Below are 19,442 nucleotides of genomic sequence, written 5' to 3'. Positions count from 1 at the left end.
CAATTATACTAAAAGCGCCCTGTGAAAACAGGGCGCTTTTTTCTAATATCAAAATCTAATGCGATGCAAATTATTGATGGAATTTTCAATTTTAAAATATAGGAGTTTAAGTAGATTAACTTTTTGGTAGAATGATTTAATTATTTTTAGCTAAATTTAATCCTTGTGATAAAACTTTTATTCGATTTGGTTTTGTGGTCTCAAATTCATCAATATCAATGCTGTAGATATTCGCTGAAGGAACTGTGGCGTAATTTATAAAAGTAGTTCCTCCTGCAATATATAATTTATTGTCAAAATAATACATAGCTGAAGATTTTACATCTAGTTCGACTAAATATTCTTTGAGCTGTTTTGATTTAGTGTCGTAAACACATATTTTTCTGTTTTCAAAGAAATAGATGATATCATTATTGGACGTTACAGCTGGATGGTCAAAACCGGAAAACAATTCTCCCTCAGTTTGCCATTTTTCAGTTGTTAAATCTAAACTTTCAATAGCTGTCAGAAGCTTACCATTGTTTCCTCCAATTAAATAAATTTTATTGTCGACTATCGTTCCTGAAGTTTCCATTGCAATTGGCATGTTTGTCAGTTCATACCAATAACCAGATGTTATATTATAAAAATGCACTTTATTTGTAAATTCTTTTTCCCCTTTTTCTGTTGATTTTATAGAACCTCCCAGAACAATAATATTATTTTTATGAGTAAAAGAAGCTGCATTCGAAGCTTGGTGGGGGTAAGTTTTGTCAATTGTAATACTTTGTTTATTCAGATCAAATACTTCAATTTCGTTTTCCAAATACTGATACTTTCCAGTTTTAGAAACTCTTTTGCCGCCTAGAACATAAAGTTTATTGTCGTAATAATTAAGGTTGTTAAAAGCTCTTCTTTTGAATTTCGCTTCAGAAGTTTCCCATGAATCTTTTTTAATATCATAAATTAAAAAAGAGCCTTGGTATGAAATTGAAGAATATGAAGATTGAGATGCAATCTCGTCCAGGTATTTTTGTACAAATCTGGGGTCTTCTGAGTTTATATTTTTTGCTTTTAAGGCTTCTAAAGCATTCGATTCATAGCTGTCACTGCCTCCTACAATATAAATTTTACCATCATTAATACAGGATCCAAAAGAGGAAATTGGATGTTTTAAAGGAGATAATTTAGTAAAAGCAAGTTTTGATTTTAGTTTTAACCAAGAATTAGCTGTAATTGTTAACTCTGATAAATTTTCGATTTCTTCTTGAAGTGAAACTTTATAATTTGTTTTCTTTAAATCTTCTAAGCTAATTTTTAAAGTTGTAAGCCCAATATGAGAAAATTCAATAGTATCTTTTTCTTTAAAATTTGAAGGCAATTTTAAGGTAAACTCCCCGTTTTCATTTGTTAATGTAAATGTGTTAAAATTGATTGCCGCTATATTAACATCGTCTATTGGGAGGTTGGTTTTTTCAGAAATGACTTCGCCTTTAATGTTTTGTGCAAACGACAGTAAGGGAAGAAAAAAAAGTAATAGAAGTAATTTTTTCACAATATGTTAGATTAAGGTTGTTTACGAGATTTAAAAATACAACTTTTCGTATAAAAAATGATATTTTGAAAAATGTTGAACCAATTTTTATGCCGTGTTTGTTAATTTCAACAAAATTTGTTGTTAAAAAATGTGCTTTTTTTACTTTAAAAAGTTAAATTCGCCTACCCCAAATATAATTCGTTTTTTAAGTTTGAAATAACAAGACAAGCTTGAGATAACGAATGCAAAATAGAATAAAATGGTTTTTAGATTAATAATAGTATTGTTTTTTTTTAGTGTTGGTGCTTTTTCTCAGGAAAAATATACCAAACATAAAATCTCAAAAGGAGAAAATCTAACTGTAATTGCTAAGAAGTATGGAGTTAAAGCCAAAGATATTTCAGAAGCAAATCCAAATGCTCCTAAAATTTTAAAATTAAATTCAATTTTATTAATACCGAATAACAACCAAACTTCTGAAATTAAACTTCAAGAAACTGTTACAAATACGACTCCGGGTTTACATGAAGTTCAGGCCAAAGAAACACTTTGGGGAATATCAAAAAAATACAATGTCTCAGTTGACGATTTAAAAAAGACAAATCCATCATTAGAAACAGAAGGATTGAAAATTGGACAACAAATTAACATTCCTTCTAATTCAGTAGCAGTCTCAGAAAAACCAATTGACGATCTTAAGATTGTAACCGATGTTGAAGTTGTAGTTGAGGTTCAGCCCAAAGAAACAAAATATGCCATTGCAAAAAGATACGGATTAACGGTTCTCGAATTAGAGAAACAAAATCCATTTATTAAAGGGAAATTACCCGTTGGATATGTTTTAAAGATTCGTACTTCAAAAGAAAAGGCAGATGCTGCTCAGGCATTGCAACCAATAAATACTGCAGTAAAAGATTCTTTGTCAATCCCTAATCAAAATGTTCAGATCGCCGAGAATTCGGAAATCAAAAAAGATTCGTCAACAATCATAAGGGTTAGTAATCATTCAGATTTAATTACTCAGCTCGTAATGAATGCTACCGAAAATATTGGGGTCAGATATCGGTCTGGCGGAACTACAAAAGCTGGTTTTGATTGCTCTGGTTTAATGATTTGTACTTTTAGTAATTTTGATATTAAACTGCCAAGAAGTTCTATCGAACAATCGCGAATTGGTGTGAAAATTAATTCAGATGAGGCGCAAAAAGGTGATCTAATCTTTTTTAGAACAAACGGAAGACGACAAATTAATCACGTTGGAATGGTGATTGAAGCGGTAGATGGAGAAATTAAATTTGTTCACTCTTCAACTCATGGTGGTGTTATGATTTCCTCAACTAAAGAGCCATACTATGAAAGAGCTTTTTCACAAGTAAACCGCGTTTTAGAAAAGATTTAGGCATTCAAATAAATTTTATTTCTAAATTCTTCAATAGGGAAAGGTTTGCCCAGAAAATCGGTAACATAGATACTTTCGCTAATTTCTTTAATTTCATCACAATCTAACGTCGAGGAAAGTACATAGATTTGATTGCCTTTCTTTAGTTCGCTATCTAGTTTGGCGTAAGCATTCAAAAATTCAAAACCATTCATAACAGGCATTTGTACATCGAGAATAATAATAATTGATGGGTAAAGTTTGCCATTAGCCTGAAGCCACTCAATGCCTTCTTTGCCATTATTGGTTATATGTACTTCGTCTATGTAAAGTACTTTTTTAAGTAATTGTTTGATGACAAGCTGGTCGATAAGATTATCTTCAATTAATAGGTATACATTTTTAACTGGCATACGCGTATGGGATTGTTACTATGAATTTACTTCCAATATTACTTTGTGAGCTTACTGAGATGTTCCCTTTAATGTTTTCTACTGCCTCTTTGACTATATAAAGGCCTAATCCTGATCCTTTGTTTTTGTTTGTTCCAAAATACATTTGAAAGATATTGTCTTTGTATTCGTCACGGATGCCAATTCCGTTATCAGCCACTTCAATTTTATTAAAACCATCTATGAAATAAGTTTTAATTGAAATCTGCATTTCTTGTTTATTACTGTCAGCATATTTTATAGCATTTGAGATTAAATTAGAAATGATAATTTTTAATCGTAAGTTATCACTCTGGATTTTATCTACTAATAATTCTTTGGTGAATGTAATTTGGTTTGCATTTTCAATATGCATAAGCTGTGAAATAGCCTCGTCAAATAATTCCTGTAGGCTTACAGCTTCCATAACTACTTCTTTCCGTTTATTTTTAGAATAATCTATAATGTCGTTAATAAAGCGATCTTGTTTAGCGAGGCTTTGATGCATTAAATTCAGATACCTTTTGATCTGATTTGGATCATCTTCCAGTTGTGTTATTTCTATAAGTCCTTTTAATGAAGTAATAGGAGATCGTAAATCATGCGATGCACTATAAACAAAGCGATCAAGTTCATGATTAACAAGTGTTAAATTTTCATTTTTAGCCTCGATTTCTTTTTTAGAAACAATAAGGCGTTTTACCATTATGGAATAATACAAGCAAACACTACAAACAATGACCAGGGTGAAAAAGATATTCGTTATTATAAGTAAGCTTTTTATTTTGCGTGTTCCTTCGCCTAATGTATTCGAAAAATTACGTTCATTAATAGTCAGTTTATCGCTAATTGCACTTATGTCTTTTAAGAATTGTTCGCGATTATCAGGTGTCAATATATCCTTTTTGATTTTGGCATTAATTTGTTGTCCGATAATAAACAATTGAAAAATTAATTTGTCACCTTGTTCCCATTCATGAATGGCTTTTGCTAAAAAGGGAACTTCTTTAAAATTTTCAAAAAGCCAAATAAGATCATCTAAATCCTCTTCGTGATTTCGTCCAACAAGCAATGCCTTTCTGGCTACTTCATTGTCTCCTGCTTTTAAAAGTGTTATTCTTGCGATTCCATCTCCCTGCGGAACTTTTAATTCTTCTAAATATAATTTCCACTGATTTGGGTCTTTGGTATAGAGATAAGTTATCAGATGTCTTGAAGCGTCTTTTTGACCTTTAGAATAATGCGATTCACCATTTATGTAAGCTCTGTTTGCAGATAAGGTTTTGATCGTGAAAAAATTGATGCATATTAATAGAGCACAGGACGCAAATACTATCAATAAAAGAATGAAAACATTCGCGAAGCGTAATTTCTTAAAAAAATGGAACTTAGGCATAGTTTCGTATTTATTGGTTAGTAATTTAGCTTACTGGATTCTGATGAAGATCTGACAAATTATTTATGTTGTAATAATCGATGGGGAATGATTATTTGAAAAAAAATAAACAATTGTTAATGAAATATATGCGTTTTATAGCTTTTATCATCTCTTTCAAATTTAATAAAAAAGAATTGATTTTGACTAAATAGTGCGAATTTTCTTTTAAGTTTGAAATTTTATACTTTTCAAGTAATTGTAAATAAGACACTTATTGTTGTATTTTTTATTGGATGTATAAAAAATAAGATAATCATGACCCTTAGTTAAAAGTAATATGAAGAAAATAAATACTAAAAAACGCTCTGTTTTGTTTAACTATTGAACAAGTGAAAATTGATAATGTTAAAGCAAAGAAGATCGTTCTGTTTATAAAAATACAGAACGATCTTCTTTGAAATGTGAAATTGAAGCTTAAATTATTTTGAAACTAAAGTAGACTTAGTTTAAGAATACAAGACATAATGCAATCATACCGAGCTGAACCAGCTTTTCAAAAATTTTGGGTTTTAATTTTTTTAGTTGTTGAGATAATAAAATAAATAGTAACGTTCTCTAGCTATGCTTTCTTAATTATTTTGGCAAATATTGGCTGGGATCTTCGTTGTCAAATTTATTTGTTACAATTTCTTCTTTTATAAAACTTAATTTGGTCTCAGCATCAGTTTTTTGAAATTGAGAATTCGAAATTGTCGAATTTTTAATTTTAAAAAGAGTAATGCTAAAATAAACTAAACACGCAATTCCTATAAGAATCAAAAAGATATTCAGGTAAAGTTCCGTTCCTTGTTTGTCTAAAGTTTGAGCTAACATAACAAGAGCAAATAAAGGAAATATAATTCCCCAATATTCCATATTAATCCAAAACAAGCCATGATTACTTTTGAAATTTATTTCTTTACCAGTCTCTTTATCAATAAAAACTCTCAAAGTTTTATTCCATTTAATTCCAAAAATATAGCTAAAAATTGCAGCAATATAAAGCGGAATAACAAAACTTTGGGTTATATAGGTTTCTGGTAAAATAGGGATGAATAAAAAAATGGCGATAAATAAAATTAGAAGCGAGAGAAATCCCCTTCCTGACCAAACTATCATATTTGCTAAATTAAATGGATTGCCTACTACTTTTAAAGTCTATTTCGGCTTATTTTGACTGAGCGTTTTTAAATTTTATGAATTAACATTGATAAGTCCTTTAAAAAACTGAATTCCACCAAACAAAATAGCTCCCCAAAAAATAAAGCCAATGTCAGCAAGAGTTAAAATTGTACCGCCACAAAACCACAATGCGCCATAAACCATATCTTTTCTGGCTTTTTCATGTTTTGCTTCTTGTATTTCAATTTCTACGTTCTCTACTATCAATCCGGCAATATCGTTACTTAATCCTTGTTCGACAAGTCGGGCTTTAGTTTCATAAGCCGATTTGTTTTCATTTAAAAGTAAATTTGCTGCGTACTTGTAATGATAATTTGCAACATCTGGCGATTCTACAGTGGTGGTTTCCATAATGGTGGTTGGTTTTTGGTTGGTTAAATTTTTATAGTTTGATTTTCAAATATAAATAGTTGAAATTGTATAATGTTACGGGAAGACGTAAACTGTTAAAATTTTATTTTTGAAGTTGGATTATTCTTTGAGTTGAATTGGTTTTTAGGCGTAAAAAAAGCTGCATATTTTAAGTTTGCAGCTTATTGCTATTTATTTTGAAGTAAATCTTGCTTACTTTATTTTTATAAATTTAAATTCACAACCTTCAAAGCATAATAAATTAATAGGTGACAAATGCATCTTTCCATTTTCTATTTTATAATTTTCAATGAAAGTTCCAGTAGGTTTTTCTTTAGTAGTGGTAAAGCCGGGACATCCATAAATCATGGTTAAAGTTGTGTTTTCCAGTTTATAAATCCCTTTTGTGCATTCTGTAAATTGAGTTGAAGTAAAAGTTCCGTCGCTTTTAAACGTATGAGTATAGCCATTTGTAACAGAAGCCCATTTTGTTGCTGACGCTCCTTCACCCACAAAACTTTCCGCTAATTTCCAAGTCCCCAGTATTCCAGTATCTTTGGGTTTAGTTTCTTTGTCATTATTGCAGCTTATTTGAGATATTAAAATGGCTAGTAAAAGTATTATCTTTTTCATATTTGCTTTTTTTAGTCTGTTAGTTTTTATTCTATTCTTTCGAATCCGCTACCAACTCCATCGTAATTATTATCACTAATCGAAAGTTTATTTTCTTCATAAATTGTAATGATACCTATTGTTACAAAATAGCTGCCTTCTGGGATATTGGTCATATCAAATGTTATGTATTTTTCCATTTCTCCGGTATAAATAGATTTTATCATAGTAAGCTTATATTTTCCCGTTCCGATTTCTTTCCCATCTTTAAGTATAGAGAAAGTGTAATTTTTCATTAAATTCAATTGAAGAGTAGTTCCTGTTGATTCAGGTGTTGCATGACTATTGAAATTAAAACCTCCATGGGTTCCAGTCCAATTCCATTTCCCAACAAATTCTGAATTTCTAACCTTATCGTCCTCATCAGCACTACAAGAAGTAAGACTAATTGCAACAAGTAATAGTGTAATAAATTTTCTCATAATTTTTGGTTTATTATAAGATGAAAGAATTTTGAATTGGTTGCGTTTGGTGTTTAATGTTCTGAAAATAATTTAGTTGAAGTGAAGAAACATTTTTTACGATCATCTTAAATATATAAATCTAAAAGTTTTTTAGAACTGTAACTTTATATGAAATATTATCTTCGTTTTGGAGCACTCCTTGTGTGTGGTTGAACATATGTTCCATTTTTTCTAGTATAACCTTTTACATAAACGGGACCACCATTATAAGATTTAGTTGAAGAACTATGAGATTTGCTAGGAGATAAATTGTAATTGGTATTAACGTTTGTATTTGGACTGTTGCTTAATGTATTTGTATTACTGTATACAGGGTTAATTACCCATCCTTTATAATTTTTCCATTTTATTTTACTGTATGTTTTATCGCTTCTAGTAATATAGACGCTAGATCCTTTTGGTATTGATACTATTGATTCTTTTCCATTTCTAGATGAATAAATTGTAGTGTCTTGGTCAATGGTAACATAATAGTAGTTTGTAACACAAGAATTGAATACAAGTAATAATAGAATGAGTAATTTTTTTTTCATAAGTAATATTTAAGTTAGTTTTTATTTTCTGCTACAAACCAAGAAGCAATGTAGGCTGTAAATGTCCCAAATAATCCAACGCCGGCAGTCATTAGAACAGCAGCGATAATTCTTCCCTCAGTAGTGACTGGGAATTTATCTCCATAACCGACAGTAGTGATTGTTACATAAGCCCACCAAATTGCATCTTCAGCAGTTTTTATGTTGCTATTTGGGGCGTTTTCAACTTGAAGAATTCCAATTGCCGAGAAAATTATTAGTAAAATTGCTATTATTGAAATTGAAGTGAACGCGCCTTTTGCTTTGTTTGCGAAAACATGGTCAACAATATTTTTAGTTGTTTTAAAGGCTCTAACGATTCTTATTAATCTAATAAGTCTTAATAAACGCCCAGCTCGCAGAGCATTAATCATGGGGATACAAGAAATTAAGTCAATCCATCCCCAATGCATAAATTTTAATTTGTTTTCCGCATCTTTAAGACGAATGCAAAACTCAATAAAAAAGAATAAACAAATAACTTTATCAATATAGCTAAGAAGATTGGAAGTTTCTGTTGGAAGAATATAAACAGAATCAATTACTAATGCAGCAAGTACATAAATTGATAGGATTAAAACTAATAGATTTAATAAACTAAGTTTACTGGGAATAGATTCTTGGTAATTTGTCATTTTAAATTATGGAAATTTTGAGTTAGAATTTTTGGTGTTTTATTTTTTCTAAAATACAGTTCTAGAAAAATTTTATTTCTTTCTGGCTCAAATGTAAAGATCTAATTGGTGATAAATTTATGGTAAACCGTAAAACTGAATCAATATTATAAAATCTAATGAAACCGAGATTAGCATGAGGGATAGAGGCGGTATCCTTTTACCAGCGAAGCAAAGTAAAAGATATAGCCGAAAGCCCGACCCGCCTTTTTCGGCGGGACATGCCCAAATTATTATATTAAAGGCTCTTGTCTTTAATTGGAATTTGGAATTTTCAAAATTTGGAATTTGAAATTACGAGATTTCCAAAAAAAGTATATCTTTAACCAACCCAAAACCAAAAAAAATGCAAGAAAACGAACAAGACCAGGAACATTTTAAAAGAGAACTCGGATTACTAGACGGAACCATGCTTGTCGTGGGGTCTATGATAGGCTCCGGGATATTTATTGTAAGTGCCGATATTGCCAGACAAGTAGGATCTGCGGGGTGGCTGACGCTAATTTGGCTTATCTCCGGACTAATTACTATTATTGCTGCCGTAAGTTATGGTGAGCTGAGTGCCATGTTTCCAAAAGCTGGCGGACAATACGTTTACCTTAAAGAAGCTTACAATAAGCTAATTGCCTTTTTGTATGGATGGAGTTTTTTTGCCGTTATTCAAACCGGAACAATTGCCGCCGTTGGAGTAGCTTTCTCAAAGTTTGCAGCTTATATATATGAACCCTTAAGCGACGAAAACATATTATTTGAATTGGGTTCTTTCAAACTCAATGCAGCACAATTAGTTTCCATTTTTACTATTATTTTATTGACTTACATTAATAGCCGTGGCGTAAAAAACGGAAAAATTCTGCAAACCGTTTTGACTATTATAAAGATTCTATCATTACTGGGTTTAATCGTTTTTGGATTAACACTTGCTGCAAAAGCTTCAGTTTGGGATGCCAATTGGACAGATGCGTGGACAACACGTTCGTATAATGCTGAAAGTGGTTCATGGCTTCCAATTAGTGGAACAGCTTTAATTACAGGAATTTCGGCCGCGATGGTGGGGTCTTTATTTTCAAGTGACGCCTGGAACGGTGTGACTTTTATTGCTGGTGAAATTAAAAATCCAAAACGTAATGTTGGTTTCAGTTTGTTTTTAGGAACTTTTATCGTGACGATAATTTATGTTTTAACCAATTTGATGTATTTGGCGGTAATTCCACTTGACGAAATTGCAACAGCAAAATCTGATAGGGTAGCCGTGGTAGCTTCACAATATATTTTTGGAAACATTGGAACACTGATCATAGCCATCATGATTATGATTTCGACTTTCGCCTGCAACAACGGATTAATTATGGCAGGTGCCAGAGTTTATTATACAATGGCTAAAGATGGTTTGTTCTTCAAAAAAGCAGCTGTGTTAAATGAATCTAGCGTTCCTGCATGGGCACTTTGGGCACAATGTATTTGGGCTTCGGCTTTGTGTCTGACAGGAAAATATGGTGATTTATTAGACTTCGTAATCATCATCGTATTGATTTTTTACATTCTGACAATCTACGGAATCTTCATCTTACGTAAAAAAATGCCAGATGTAGAAAGACCCTATAAAGCTTTTGGATACCCGTTTTTACCAATGTTATACATCATTATTGCATCGGCAATTTGTATCTCATTATTATTAACTAAATTCTCAACCTGTGGTTGGGGAGTGTTAATTATGCTAACTGGAATCCCGGTTTATTACCTAACTAAACCAAAGGAGAATTAAAAAGTTGTTTCAGGTTTCAAGTTTGAAAGTTTCAGATTAAATCAACTGTGAAAATAAACAAAGAAAGAAAGCGCCTTGCTAATAACGAGGCGCTTTTTTTGTATAAATCTGCTCCGTCTACACGTCTGGGGGAGAAAATAATCTCGCAAAGTCGCGAAGCCGCAAAGAAAAAATAAACTTTGTGTCTTTGCGTCTTCGTGGCAAAAAAACTAGCGCCCTTTGCGGTTAAATCTTCAGCACATTTCAAAAAAAAAGACACTGCTTATTTCTAACAGTGTCTTTTGATTTAAATAATCCAGAAACATTTTGTTGATTATAACACTTCAGTTTCAGTAGATGATTTTATAGTTGAATTAATAATATTCAAAGTAAGAGGATCTGTTTCTCCAGAGAAAAATGCATCTAATATTTCCTTAAATACAGGATTAGTGTTTTCTACCAAAGAAAAAAGTGTCATTGAAGAGCGTAATTTACGAGCATCTAAATCACCTAAAATTCCATCAGCTGATTTTCTTTTAAAAGTCAAAAACAGTTCAGAAATTTCGATCAGATGTTTTCCTAAAATAGGATGTTCTAAAAATTCGTTAGCTTCTTTAACATCGGTAATCGCATAAAGATTTGCAGTATCACTACTACCTAATCCTTTAATCTGCGGAAAAATGAACCACATCCAGTGTGTCTCTTTTTTTCCTTTTTTGATTTCAGAAAAAGCAGTAAGATAGAGTTTATTTTGCGCATCCAGGAAACGCGATAAATCATTGTTTGAGTAAGCCATTATGGTATTAATTATTAAAAAAGGGTTGCAAAAGTACTAAAAAAGATAAGGTCTGCCTAATAAAAGGTTCACGCAATGAGTAATTTAACTTTTTCCGACAGAATTTTCCTCGTGGTTGTGAAATGTAAAATAATGTCATTTTCATTCCTTTATAAATCATAAACTACGATGAGTTTGCCTAAAAGTTAAATTAATTCTTGGCAAAACATCTCGCGCCGTTTTCGGAACCTGATGTTGCCAAAAACTATTTGTTGTTCCGGCCATTAACAAAAATGAACCATGATGCAGCGGAATTTCGACTTGCGGAATCTCTTTGCTAAATTTATGACGAAGCCTGAACATTCTGGTTTCTCCAAAAGTCACCGAAGCAATAATTGGGTTTGGTCCGGTATTATGTTCTTTGTCGCTGTGCCATCCCACACCATCATTTCCATCCCGGTATAAGTTAAGAAGTACAGTATTAAAATCAAGCTGTGTTTCTTTTTCTATACGACCTCTAATGGTGAGTAATTCATAATTCCAGTCGGGACCATTTTGATCTGCTCCTGGATTATCCTTGTCTTCGTACCAGGCAATCATTCTGGGAACAGTATAGATTTTATCGTAAATTTCCATTTCATATTCTCTCCATTTGGTTTTACGAAGCAGTCTTTCATAAAAACGATCAGACTCTTCTTTCGTGAAGAAATTATCAATCAAAATCAACTCAGAATCAGGAATATCAAATACTTTTTTTCCTGCCAAACCAGTTGCAAATAATTCGGTGTCGTTAAATAATGTCATTTTTCCATTTATTTTTTGTCAATTTCAATCCATACTGGCGCATGATCACTTGTTTTTTCCCAGCCTCGCACATGACGGTCGACGCCGCCGGAGCGTAATACTTTTGCTATTTGCGGACTGAGTAAAAAATGATCAATTCTAAGCCCTGCATCTCGCTGATAAGCATTTCGAAAATAATCCCAAAAGGTGTAAATTTTCTCATCAGGATATAGTTTTCTAATCGCATCTGTCCATCCTTGCGAAACGATATTTTTAAAAGCTTCTCGTACTTCTGGCCTGAAAAGAGCATCTTTTACCCATTTTTCAGGTTTATAAACATCCAATTCCGTTGGCATCACATTATAATCTCCAACAAGTATTACAGGAGTTTTTAAACTCAATAAGGTTTCAGCACGATGCGCCAGACGATCAAACCATTTTAATTTGTATTCGAATTTAGGTCCTGGAGCAGGATTTCCGTTTGGGAGATAAAGACAGGTGATTACAATTCCATTAATCAAAGCTTCAATATAACGGCTTTGAATATCTTCATCATCTCCCGGAAGAATTCGGGTTACTTCTTCAATTTCCATATTACGTGCGAGAATAGCAACGCCATTCCATTGTTTTTGTCCGTGCCAAATAGCATTGTAGCCTGCATCGTTAATCGCTTTAAGCGGGAAATTATCCTGCGGTGCTTTTAATTCCTGTAGACAGACAATATCCGGAACTGCTTCTTCAAGCCAGCGTAATAAAACATTTAAGCGTCCGTTGACTCCGTTTACGTTATATGTTGCTATTTTCATGGTACATTTAATTAATTCTATTCTTAAATTTACTGATTATTAAGCATTTAATGAGATGTGGCTTGTGTTTTTATTTTAGAAACTGCTTGTTAAAGAATACTTTACCCGGATATTTTTCTGCGTAAGCAAAAATTAATTGCACCATGTATTGATTGCTTTTGTAAGGTGTAACAAAGTTTTTTACTTCTGATGGATCAGTAATCGCAACATCTGACGGAATATAACCCATCCCATAAAAGTGCCCGTTTTCAATCCAAATACAGCTGCGTTCCTCTTTTGACCTGCCTTTATCTATAATGGCAAAACTAGGCCTGTTGCTTAATAGAAAATCAATTGCATTGTCGACTTGCTCGTTGTGAAGCAAAACATCCGGCAGACTTTTGACTTCATTATTTTGAAAAAATTCTCCTTCTTCAGGTCGGGAATATTTGCAGAATCTCTGATCAATTTCAAATTGCTCCGCCAGACTTCTCAGCAAATCTATAGCATTATACAAACTATTAAATTCATGGATACAAGTCTGAAATTTGCTTAGTTTTCCAACGGCCAGATATTTGTATCCGTTTCTTGCTTCATATTGATAAATGCCAAATTTTGCTTCAAAACGTTTTAAGGCTCTGTTGTAGGTTGGCCAAAGCTGTTTTATTTCGGTACATTCCAATAAAAGCGCCATTAATTCAGTGGCACAGACTTCAAAGGAAATCCCGTGAATATCCCTCAAAAAATGCTGTCTTTGCGGATTGATTTTATGACCGCTAAAATGAGAAGCTACACGTTTTTTTAAGTTGATTGCTTTTCCCACATACACTACCTTTTTTTGCTGATTATAAAAATAATATACACCTGGTTTTTCGGGTAAATTATTAAAATCTTCCGGAGGCAGATTAGGGGGTAAACGCTGATCTTGTGAAGTCATCTTGACCATTTTTGCTATCTCGCCTTCAGCGTCCCATTCGAGTAATCGGGAAAACAATATTGCGGTAGCATCTGCATCTCCGCCAGCCCGATGTTGGTTCTCTAAAGGTATGTCCAGCGAATAGCAAAGTTTTCCTAAGCTGTAAGAGGACAACCCTGGTTTAATTTTTCTTGCGGCGCGTACGGTGCACAATTTTCTTGCAGTCCATTTGAATCCCGCCTGCTCGAGCTGATGACGCACAAATGAATAATCGAAGTTGACATTATGGGCAACAAAAATACGGTCGGTTAGCATTTCAAGTACTTTCTCTGAAATAGCATCGAAAATGGGTGCATTCGCAACCATTGCATTATTAATACCCGTTAATCCAAAAATAGAAAGAGGAATTTCCTTTTCCGGATTAACAAGCGTTTCGAAGCGGTCGATTACATTTTCGCCGTCATGTATGATTATGGCAATTTCTGTAATGCGGCTGCCACTGGCGTTTCCACCTGTGGTTTCGATATCTACTATGGCATATTCCTGCTTTTTCATCTCTTTACTATAACGCAAAACCTCTTTTTGTTCTTGTAAAATCATCGGTGGTTATTTTTGAAATTTCATTCGGTGTCATTTGGTAAGTTGATTTCATGTCCCTGGGGATACGGTTCCCGATGCGTTGGACTCACATCTTCTTTAATCTGACGCTGTGTTTTAAACTGATCCTTGGCATCCATATACCGCGGATCCGGAATAAAAGGCATTTTAGCCATCTTGATAATAGTAATTGTAGGGAAATGATAATCGACTTCGACATTTCCTAAAAGCAAGTAACAGCCCCCGCCCTGAAAAGGATATTGCGCCAGACAATCAGGAAAATGCGCGGTATCAAAATAAGTGCCTTCGTGATCGATCCAGGTTCCGAAATACATGTTGCCTTTTTTGGTCGGAACTTGTTTTCTGGAGATTAAATACGCGAGCATCCGAACCTGTTTTTTTATGATGCGCCACTAAATCCTTAGCCATAATATCGCCACGGTATTTAATCTGAAGCAAATCAAAAACAGTACAGGAAACAGGAAAACTCAACAATTCAATTTCATCAAAAGCATCTTCAAAAACAGAACGTTCCAACGTTGGAAGTTTGTATTCTTTAACAGGTTCCTGCAAGAGCATTAAACTTTTGTTTTCGGGTTTGAAATTGTTTAAAAGCAAACTCGCAATCACTAAAAGCTGATTTTTAGTTTTTCCTGTAAATCGAAAAGCATCAATAAAAATTAGAATTTTAATGCTTTCAATCCCAATCGGAATACGATTGATGAAATCCTCCAAAGAAAGAAAAGCACCGTTTTTCTCCCGATCTGATTCAATTAACTGAACGATTTTCGATTCTAAACCCTGCAAATGCATAAAGCCCAAATAAATATCATTTCCATAAACCGTAGTTTGATATTCGCTTTTATTCACACACGGATTAAGAATTGTGCCACCAGACATGCGTGCTTCATGGACATAAACTTCAGTTCGGTAAAATCCGCCCTGATTGTTGATGACCGCCACTATAAACTCAACAGGATAATTAATTTTGAGATACAAACTCTGATAACTTTCAACAGCATAAGAAGCCGAGTGTGCTTTGCAGAATGAAAATCCGGCAAACGATTCAATCTGGCGGTAAATTTCCTGACTCAGTGCTTCAGGATGTCCTTTTCTGGCACAAGACGCAAAGAAATTATCTTTTACTTTTTGTAAAGCTTCCTTGGAACGTCCTTTTCCCGACATGGCGCGACGCAGGATATCGCCATCTGCAGCAGGAACTCCCCCGTAATGCTGAGCAATTTTGATAACATCTTCCTGATAGACCATAATGCCATACGTTTCGCCAAGATGTTCTTTGAAGGCTTCATGAAAATACTCGAATTGATCCGGATTATTATGTCTAAAAATATATTCTTTCATCATTCCGGATTGTGCTACGCCGGGACGAATGATTGAAGATGCAGCAACCAGAATTTTATAATTATCACAATTCAATCGGCGTAATAAACCACGCATGGCAGGACTTTCGATATAAAAACAGCCAATAGTTTTGCCTTGCGCCAAATGAACATTGCATACGGCTTCATCTTTAGAAATGGAAGTGTTACGAATGTCCACTTTAATTCCTCTGTTTTTCTCGATCAGTTTTACGCTGTCGTCAATATGACCAATCCCACGCTGACTCAGAATATCGAATTTCTCAAAACCAATTTCTTCAGCGATATGCATATCAAAAAGTACAATTGGAAAACCTTTTGGAGGCATTTCTAAAGGCGTATAATTGGTAATGGGTTCTTCAGAAATAATAATTCCACAAGCGTGCATACTACGTTGGTTTGGATATTTTCCAATCATATCACCATATTTCTGAACCAGTTTTACAATAGAATTGGTTTCGTGTAGCTGTTTCGGATTTTTGGCGAGCATATCTAATTCTTCTTTCGGAAGGCCAAACACTTTTCCAACTTCTCTAAAAATAGATCGGTGTTTAAATTCGACATTAGTTCCACAAAAGGCAACATGATCACGACCGTATTTATCAAATATATATTCTAAAATCGTATTGCGTTCTTTCCAGCTCCAATCAATATCAAAATCGGGTGGGCTCTTTCTATTTAAATTTAAAAAACGCTCAAAATATAAATCTAATTCCAGTGGACAGATATCTGTAATTCCCAGACAATAAGCGATAATACTGTTGGCACCGCTTCCTCGGCCAATGTGCATAAATCCCTTACTTGTGCTGTATCGGGTAATATCCCAGGTAATTAAAAAATAACCGCTGAATTCTAATTCATCAATGACTTTGAGTTCTTTTTCGACACGCTTTTTTGCCAGTTCGTGATTCTCACCATAACGCCAAATCAAGCCTTCATAGGCTAATTCGGTCAGTTTTTTTATATCGTTTTCACGATTTTCAGTAAAAAACTTTTTATTTTTTGGAGTTGTAAAATCATATTGGAAATCGCAAGAATCAATTATTTTCTGTGTGTTGACGATAATTTCCGGGTAATTTTCATAGAAAGGCAAAAGCGATTCTAAAGGCAACATTTTTTCAGAAGTTCTGCAATAATCGGTTTCTGTAAGCTTCGAAAGAATAATATTGGTATCAATTGCACGCAGAATTTTATGCAGATTAAATTCCTTTTTAGTTTTAAAAGTTACCGGTTGAAATACAACCATTTTATTCATTTTGTTTTTATGCTCCGATGTAAAAAGCTTTGAAACTTCATCTGACCGAATTCCGATAAATTCATTTTCACGAAGCGTTTTCGGAGCATTTTCTAAGGTATAAACAACATAAACCGATTTGAATTCGGGAGCAATTAACGGTAAAGGTTCTCCACTGAAATTGTGTTTCGTTAAAAACCGATTCATTTCACCAAGTCCGTTTGCATTTTTAGCTAAACCAATATATCGGAATTGATGATTGCAACGAAACTCCATTCCAACTAAAGGTTTGATTCCGACTTTATCACATTCTCTTATAAAATCATAAATTCCCGTAACGGTATTAATATCTGTCAGTGCCATTGCTTTTACGCCATACAAAACAGCATCGTCAACTAATTCCTTAAGTGGAATTGTGCCGTAGCGTAATGAATGATAGGAATGACAGTTGAGATACATGATTTATTTGATGCGTTTTAAGATTTCGTCTTTATTATTCGGTTTAAAATGAGCTCCGGCACAACGCATTACGGCATCAAAACCATAACGGCTTTTCATTTTATCCATCGCGGCATAAAGTGAAAGCATTTCTTCGGTATCCTCAAAAAGATCAATTTGATACGTACCGCGAACCAATCCGCTAAAACGAATACCAATCAAACGCAATCGCATTCGGCGTTGGTACACTTTTTCAAAAAGCTCCATTACATTTTTGGTCAGAATATGATCTGCTGAGGTGTATGCAATTTTGCATTGTTTGGTTTCGGTATCAAAATTGGCGTAGCGTATTTTAACCGTAATAGTTGAGGTTAGCCATTGTTCTGATCGAAGTTGGAAAGCCAGTTTTTCGACCATTCCTATGAGTATTCTTTTGAGTTTTTCGATGTCTATTGTGTCCTGAGAAAAAGTATGTTCAGTAGAAATTGATTTTCTTTCGGTGTAAGGTTCTACGGGAGTGTTATCGATTCCGTTGGCTTTTTTCCAAATATCCAATCCATTTTTGCCAATCATCTGCTGTAAAACTTCAGGAGGCATTTCAGATAAAGTTTGAATTTTACGGACTCCAATTCGGGATAAAAGCTGAAAAGTAACAGCTCCAACCATAGGAATTTTTTGAATCGACAACGGATTTAAAAATGCTTGTACATCGTTTTCAGGAATTTGTAAATTACCTATTGGTTTGCCTTCGCCCGTAGCAATTTTAGAAACGGTTTTATTGATGGATAATGAAAAACTAATCGGTAATCCGGTTTCTTTAATTACAGATTGTGCCAGTTCATTCGTCCATTTATAACTTCCGTGAAATTTATCCATTCCGGTAATATCAAGATAGAATTCGTCGATGCTGGCTTTCTCCAATACAGGAGCTTTTTCCTGAAGAACATGGGTAACATCATGCGATAATTTTGAATATAATTCCATATCGCCTTTCATTACTTTGGCATCGGGACAAAGTTTCATCGCCATATGAATAGGCATCGCAGAGCGCACTCCAAAGCGTCGGGCTTCATAAGAACAAGAGGCTACAACACCGCGATCGCCACCACCAATAATTAGAGGTTTGCCTCTTAATTCTGAATTAGTTAGCCTTTCGCAGGATACAAAAAAGGTATCCAAATCCATGTGTACAATCGCCCTTGCCATTTCCTTTGTTTTTGTACAACAAAATTAGTACAGATAATAACATTTTTTTGTATATTTGATGTTCCAAATTATAACAAAATAATTATGTCCTTATTTTCAGACAATATCAGAGCATTGAGGGTTAAGCATAAAATATCACAAGAGAAATTAGCTGAAAACCTAAAGATTACCCGAGGTAGATACGTTAAATACGAAGACGGAACTTCAGAAGCACCGTATGATATTTTAAAGCAGATTGCTTTATATTTTCACATGAGTATTGACTTGATACTGTCTGTCGATATACGCAAAATAGATGTAGAAAATTTAATAAAATTAGAAGGAAACCGACTTATTTTGCCCATACAAGTTGATAAATTCGGCGAAAATTTTATAGAAATTGTAAGCCAAAAAGCAAAAGCAGGCTACCTAAACGGATATGCCGATCCGGAATATATCGAAAGTTTACAACAGGTTTCGCTTCCATTTTTAGGGCCAGGCAAGCACAGAGGTTTTCCTGTAGAAGGCGATTCAATGCCGCCCCACGAAGACGGTTCCATTATTATTGGACGTTATGTAGAAAGGCTGGGCGAGGTAATGGACGGCAAAACTTATATCCTGATTACTAAAAATGAAGGAATGGTTTACAAACGTCTCAATAAAAACAAAAAAAATGCTTTGGTTTTAGAATCAGACAATCGTTTTTATCCGAATTATGAAGTGAAAGCGTCTGATATTTTAGAAATCTGGGAATACGAATGCAATATCGGACGAAGCGATAGACGTCATGAACAGACAGAATCGCAAAGTATGAAAGATTTGCTTTTGGAAGTAAAAAGAGAGGTTATGGAGATTAAGAATAATACTTCGAATACGTAAAAAGGTTTTGCCACGAATTACACAAATTTGCACGAATTATATTGATCACATTTTGAATAAATTTGTAAAA

17 protein-coding genes and 1 pseudogene are annotated in these 19,442 nt (G+C 33.7%); 3 read left to right on the top strand and 15 right to left on the bottom strand.

What is annotated here, in order from left to right; all coding sequences use genetic code 11:
- Positions 1–136 precede the first annotated feature (136 nt).
- Complete coding sequence (locus tag IHE43_RS20890) at positions 137–1,534, bottom strand: carboxypeptidase-like regulatory domain-containing protein (RefSeq protein WP_192185695.1); 1,398 nt, start codon at positions 1,532–1,534, stop codon at positions 137–139.
- A 241-nt stretch (positions 1,535–1,775) separates the two neighbouring features.
- On the opposite strand from IHE43_RS20890, the gene IHE43_RS20885 reads away from it, so the two are divergent.
- Positions 1,776–2,915, top strand: coding sequence for a peptidoglycan endopeptidase (locus tag IHE43_RS20885; RefSeq protein WP_192185694.1), 1,140 nt, complete (start codon positions 1,776–1,778; stop codon positions 2,913–2,915).
- On the opposite strand, the gene IHE43_RS20880 is transcribed toward IHE43_RS20885, so the two are convergent.
- From IHE43_RS20880 to IHE43_RS20845, 8 genes are all read right to left on the bottom strand, one after another.
- The gene (locus tag IHE43_RS20880; RefSeq protein ID WP_192185693.1) at positions 2,912–3,307 is read right to left on the bottom strand and encodes a response regulator; all 396 of its coding nucleotides are present in this window, start codon (positions 3,305–3,307) and stop codon (positions 2,912–2,914) included. The genes IHE43_RS20885 and IHE43_RS20880 overlap by 4 nt on opposite strands.
- Positions 3,297–4,721, bottom strand: coding sequence for a HAMP domain-containing sensor histidine kinase (locus tag IHE43_RS20875; RefSeq protein WP_192185692.1), 1,425 nt, complete (start codon positions 4,719–4,721; stop codon positions 3,297–3,299). Before IHE43_RS20875 ends, IHE43_RS20880 begins: the two co-directional genes overlap by 11 nt.
- A gap of 615 nt (positions 4,722–5,336) precedes the next feature.
- Positions 5,337–5,861: a hypothetical protein gene (locus tag IHE43_RS20870; protein ID WP_192185691.1), complete on the bottom strand. Its 525-nt coding sequence runs from the start codon at positions 5,859–5,861 to the stop codon at positions 5,337–5,339.
- 75 nt (positions 5,862–5,936) lie between these two features.
- Positions 5,937–6,275 carry a hypothetical protein gene (locus tag IHE43_RS20865; RefSeq protein WP_192185690.1) on the bottom strand — a complete coding sequence of 113 codons (339 nt, stop codon included), beginning with the start codon at positions 6,273–6,275 and terminating at the stop codon, positions 5,937–5,939.
- Between the two features lie 213 nt (positions 6,276–6,488).
- Positions 6,489–6,908, bottom strand: a complete 420-nt coding sequence (locus IHE43_RS20860; protein WP_192185689.1) for a hypothetical protein — start codon at positions 6,906–6,908, stop codon at positions 6,489–6,491.
- A 26-nt stretch (positions 6,909–6,934) separates the two neighbouring features.
- Positions 6,935–7,369 carry a hypothetical protein gene (locus IHE43_RS20855; RefSeq protein ID WP_192185688.1) on the bottom strand — a complete coding sequence of 145 codons (435 nt, stop codon included), beginning with the start codon at positions 7,367–7,369 and terminating at the stop codon, positions 6,935–6,937.
- A gap of 158 nt (positions 7,370–7,527) precedes the next feature.
- Positions 7,528–7,944 (bottom strand): hypothetical protein, encoded by a 417-nt coding sequence (locus IHE43_RS20850; RefSeq protein ID WP_192185687.1) that lies wholly within the window; start codon positions 7,942–7,944, stop codon positions 7,528–7,530.
- Positions 7,945–7,958: 14 nt separating this feature from the next.
- Positions 7,959–8,618 (bottom strand): potassium channel family protein, encoded by a 660-nt coding sequence (locus tag IHE43_RS20845; protein ID WP_192185686.1) that lies wholly within the window; start codon positions 8,616–8,618, stop codon positions 7,959–7,961.
- A 385-nt stretch (positions 8,619–9,003) separates the two neighbouring features.
- Between IHE43_RS20845 and IHE43_RS20840 the strand changes: the two genes are divergently transcribed.
- A complete protein-coding gene (locus IHE43_RS20840; protein WP_192185685.1) occupies positions 9,004–10,422 on the top strand; it encodes an APC family permease in 1,419 nt (472 codons plus the stop codon).
- 313 nt (positions 10,423–10,735) lie between these two features.
- Here the strand turns inward: IHE43_RS20840 and IHE43_RS20835 are convergent, their stop codons facing one another.
- The 6 genes and pseudogenes from IHE43_RS20835 to dinB all read right to left on the bottom strand — a co-directional run bounded on the left by IHE43_RS20835 (position 10,736) and on the right by dinB (position 18,514).
- Positions 10,736–11,197 carry a DUF1810 domain-containing protein gene (locus IHE43_RS20835; RefSeq protein WP_192185684.1) on the bottom strand — a complete coding sequence of 154 codons (462 nt, stop codon included), beginning with the start codon at positions 11,195–11,197 and terminating at the stop codon, positions 10,736–10,738.
- A 156-nt stretch (positions 11,198–11,353) separates the two neighbouring features.
- The gene (locus IHE43_RS20830; RefSeq protein WP_192185683.1) at positions 11,354–11,980 is read right to left on the bottom strand and encodes an alpha-ketoglutarate-dependent dioxygenase AlkB; all 627 of its coding nucleotides are present in this window, start codon (positions 11,978–11,980) and stop codon (positions 11,354–11,356) included.
- An 8-nt stretch (positions 11,981–11,988) separates the two neighbouring features.
- Complete coding sequence (gene xth, locus IHE43_RS20825) at positions 11,989–12,765, bottom strand: exodeoxyribonuclease III (RefSeq protein ID WP_192185682.1); 777 nt, start codon at positions 12,763–12,765, stop codon at positions 11,989–11,991.
- Between the two features lie 70 nt (positions 12,766–12,835).
- On the bottom strand, positions 12,836–14,215 hold the full coding sequence (locus tag IHE43_RS20820) for an exonuclease domain-containing protein (protein WP_192188267.1): 1,380 nt from the start codon (positions 14,213–14,215) through the stop codon (positions 12,836–12,838).
- A gap of 65 nt (positions 14,216–14,280) precedes the next feature.
- Positions 14,281–17,329 (bottom strand): annotated as a pseudogene (locus tag IHE43_RS20815) (DNA polymerase III subunit alpha).
- Positions 17,330–17,332: 3 nt separating this feature from the next.
- On the bottom strand, positions 17,333–18,514 hold the full coding sequence (gene dinB, locus IHE43_RS20810; RefSeq protein WP_192185681.1) for a DNA polymerase IV: 1,182 nt from the start codon (positions 18,512–18,514) through the stop codon (positions 17,333–17,335).
- A gap of 84 nt (positions 18,515–18,598) precedes the next feature.
- On the opposite strand from dinB, the gene IHE43_RS20805 reads away from it, so the two are divergent.
- Positions 18,599–19,372: a LexA family transcriptional regulator gene (locus IHE43_RS20805; protein ID WP_192185680.1), complete on the top strand. Its 774-nt coding sequence runs from the start codon at positions 18,599–18,601 to the stop codon at positions 19,370–19,372.
- The last annotated feature ends 70 nt before the right edge of the window (positions 19,373–19,442 follow it).

This window comes from Flavobacterium sp. MDT1-60 (assembly GCF_014844035.1).
GTDB lineage: Bacteria > Bacteroidota > Bacteroidia > Flavobacteriales > Flavobacteriaceae > Flavobacterium.
Note: the sequence above shows the minus strand (reverse complement) of the source record. Positions and strands in the feature narration are given on the sequence as shown.

What these genes read in the sequence shown, in the direction of transcription:
- IHE43_RS20885 (WP_192185694.1), top strand. Translation starts at nt 1,776, where the DNA reads ATGGTTTTTAGATTAATAATAGTATTGTTTTTTTTTAGTGTTGGTGCT.
- IHE43_RS20880 (WP_192185693.1), bottom strand. Translation starts at nt 3,307, where the DNA reads ATGCCAGTTAAAAATGTATACCTATTAATTGAAGATAATCTTATCGAC.
- IHE43_RS20875 (WP_192185692.1), bottom strand. Translation starts at nt 4,721, where the DNA reads ATGCCTAAGTTCCATTTTTTTAAGAAATTACGCTTCGCGAATGTTTTC.
- IHE43_RS20870 (WP_192185691.1), bottom strand. Translation starts at nt 5,861, where the DNA reads ATGATAGTTTGGTCAGGAAGGGGATTTCTCTCGCTTCTAATTTTATTT.
- IHE43_RS20865 (WP_192185690.1), bottom strand. Translation starts at nt 6,275, where the DNA reads ATGGAAACCACCACTGTAGAATCGCCAGATGTTGCAAATTATCATTAC.
- IHE43_RS20860 (WP_192185689.1), bottom strand. Translation starts at nt 6,908, where the DNA reads ATGAAAAAGATAATACTTTTACTAGCCATTTTAATATCTCAAATAAGC.
- IHE43_RS20855 (WP_192185688.1), bottom strand. Translation starts at nt 7,369, where the DNA reads ATGAGAAAATTTATTACACTATTACTTGTTGCAATTAGTCTTACTTCT.
- IHE43_RS20850 (WP_192185687.1), bottom strand. Translation starts at nt 7,944, where the DNA reads ATGAAAAAAAAATTACTCATTCTATTATTACTTGTATTCAATTCTTGT.
- IHE43_RS20845 (WP_192185686.1), bottom strand. Translation starts at nt 8,618, where the DNA reads ATGACAAATTACCAAGAATCTATTCCCAGTAAACTTAGTTTATTAAAT.
- IHE43_RS20840 (WP_192185685.1), top strand. Translation starts at nt 9,004, where the DNA reads ATGCAAGAAAACGAACAAGACCAGGAACATTTTAAAAGAGAACTCGGA.
- IHE43_RS20835 (WP_192185684.1), bottom strand. Translation starts at nt 11,197, where the DNA reads ATGGCTTACTCAAACAATGATTTATCGCGTTTCCTGGATGCGCAAAAT.
- IHE43_RS20830 (WP_192185683.1), bottom strand. Translation starts at nt 11,980, where the DNA reads ATGACATTATTTAACGACACCGAATTATTTGCAACTGGTTTGGCAGGA.
- xth (WP_192185682.1), bottom strand. Translation starts at nt 12,765, where the DNA reads ATGAAAATAGCAACATATAACGTAAACGGAGTCAACGGACGCTTAAAT.
- IHE43_RS20820 (WP_192188267.1), bottom strand. Translation starts at nt 14,215, where the DNA reads ATGAAAAAGCAGGAATATGCCATAGTAGATATCGAAACCACAGGTGGA.
- dinB (WP_192185681.1), bottom strand. Translation starts at nt 18,514, where the DNA reads ATGGCAAGGGCGATTGTACACATGGATTTGGATACCTTTTTTGTATCC.
- IHE43_RS20805 (WP_192185680.1), top strand. Translation starts at nt 18,599, where the DNA reads ATGTCCTTATTTTCAGACAATATCAGAGCATTGAGGGTTAAGCATAAA.